At 48.2% G+C, this 2,076-nt stretch carries 2 protein-coding genes and 1 pseudogene; 1 reads left to right on the top strand and 2 read right to left on the bottom strand.

Features of this window, described 5'->3' with window-relative positions:
• Positions 1–345 (bottom strand): annotated as a pseudogene (locus tag IBX50_RS20105) (hypothetical protein); the annotation flags it as partial.
• 34 nt (positions 346–379) lie between these two features.
• Complete coding sequence (pyp, locus tag IBX50_RS20100; protein WP_292258171.1) at positions 380–757, bottom strand: photoactive yellow protein; 378 nt, start codon at positions 755–757, stop codon at positions 380–382.
• A gap of 334 nt (positions 758–1,091) precedes the next feature.
• Here pyp and IBX50_RS20095 point away from each other — a divergent pair.
• Positions 1,092–2,076: phosphate/phosphite/phosphonate ABC transporter substrate-binding protein (locus tag IBX50_RS20095; RefSeq protein ID WP_292258170.1), on the top strand; the 985-nt coding region annotated here is incomplete at its 3' end.

Below are 2,076 nucleotides of genomic sequence, written 5' to 3'. Positions count from 1 at the left end.
AGAGGTATAGAAGGTGAGGTTCTGAGTGCCACGCTTTCTGGCTTCAGCCACCAGATCCGCCCATTGCCCCAGGGTTTTGTATCTCAGTAGATAATCTTCAAGGCCACTTTCACGAAGCTGGAAAAAGTCGGTCACACGGGTGGCCAGCGCCAGCTTTTCCAGCGAATCCGCTTGTAAGGAGACCTGCTCGGAATCGGCAGGTAAAGGATGAATCGAGGTGTGTTTATCCCAATCATCAGGAAAAATATCCTGAGTCGCTTCAGGCCTTAAACCCTTGAGTTCATCAGCGACCAATGCCTTGATGATCTCCAGAAGAGCGGTTTCACTCAGTTCAAAACCCTGCATAAACACACCTCTTGTTGCGGCAAAACGACGGGGATTAAAGACGTTTAACAAAAACCCAGAAGCTGTCACCCGTCAGGGCTTTTTTCATGTGCACCTTCACCTTGGTGGGTTTCATTTCATAGTCAAAGGTGTACTCAAACATGACATTCAGATTGCCCGCTTTAACTCCTTCATCAAAACGACCCTTGAATTCGGGGCGGTTGGTGCAGGGTGCCACTTCACGAAAGAAGCTTTTACCAATCACCTTGCCTGGGTCGCGTCCAGTGATATCACCTTCTGCAGCGTTGTACTGAAGAATCTTGCCTTGAGCATCCAGTTGAATGGCACCAAAAGCAACACCATCCAGTTGCTGTTTGGACATCTTAGCCAGAGTGTTTTCAATATTGTCGGAACCAAAAGATACTATTTCCATGGTGTTCCCCTGCTGTTGATTGATAGGTTTTGTATTAACTCTGCCTCAAGATGAGCTATGTACAACCGCATGTCAAGTTATTGTATAGGATTTGTTCCGCTTAATGAATGTAACCCAATTGTTTCATTCTCATCGGAAAACCCGCTGTAACGTGCAGCTTTTAGTTTCCTAATGTAAAAAAGAGGTGTTAGTCTTTGCAAAAATGACTAAACAGCCTTGTGATGGTCCTGACACCCTGCTGAGCAGAGTGAACAGAATGCACTTTGGTCTGTAGCAGCAGGGAAACTGTTTTGATATGAATTGTTGCAAGTGTTCAAGGTTTACTGCCGCCAGTATGCACAAGTGGTTGTTGGCCGTTTTACTGCTTTTTTCGCTGACTGGCATGGCAGAAGACAAGCAACATTTTCAGTTGGGTGTATTTGCCTATCGACCTGTTGAGTTGATGCAGGAGCGTTTTCAGCCGCTGGTTGACTACCTTAACGAGCAGCTGGAGGGGTCGCAGATTCATCTGCAGATTCTTGATTTGCCGGAGTTAACACAGGCGGTTGAGGAGGGGCGTCTGGATCTGGTTTTGACCAATCCAAGTCATTACAACCTGCTACGTCATCATTACGCTTTGCAGGGACCTTTGGTGACACTGGTGAATCTGGAGCAGGGTATCCCCACCCGTGCACTGGGCGGGGTGATTTTGGTTGACCCAGCTGCAGGCATCTCGGAGCTCTCTCAGTTACGGCATCAACGTGTTGCAGTGCCAGGTACTTATTTTCTGGGTGGGTATCAGACTCAGGTGTATGAGTTAATGCAGCTCGATATCCATCCACAGCAGGATTTTGAGGTTGAGGAACTGGGTAGTCACGATGCGGTCATTACTGCTTTGCTGCAGGGTAAGTACGTGGCTGGTTTTGTCCGTACGGGTGTGTTGGAGTCCAAGCTCAGGCAAGGAGAGCTAAAACCTGGCCAATTGCAGGTACTTAACCCACAGCAATATGCTGGTTTTCCTTTTCAAGTCTCCACCCGCCTTTATCCTGAGTGGCCGCTGGCTTCCATTGGTGAGTGTGCCTGTACCCGTGAACTTGTTCGAGCATTGCTGAATCTTGCACCGGATCATCCCGCTGTTCTGGCGCTGGGTATTGATGGTTTTTCCCCCCCGGCCGACTACTCAGTGATGGATCGCCTCGCCTTTGCACTTAAATTACCCCCATATAATCAGTCGAAGCCGGTTTCTTTGCTGGATCTCTGGCGCGATCAACCATTACTGATCTTGATAGTCGGCAGCCTGTTGATATTTACACTGGGATTTTTGCTGGCATTAATGCTGT

It is taken from the genome of Marinospirillum sp. (genome assembly GCF_014859565.1).
The sequence above is the reverse complement of the archived record's forward strand: the minus strand, read 5'-3'. Positions and strand labels throughout refer to the sequence as shown.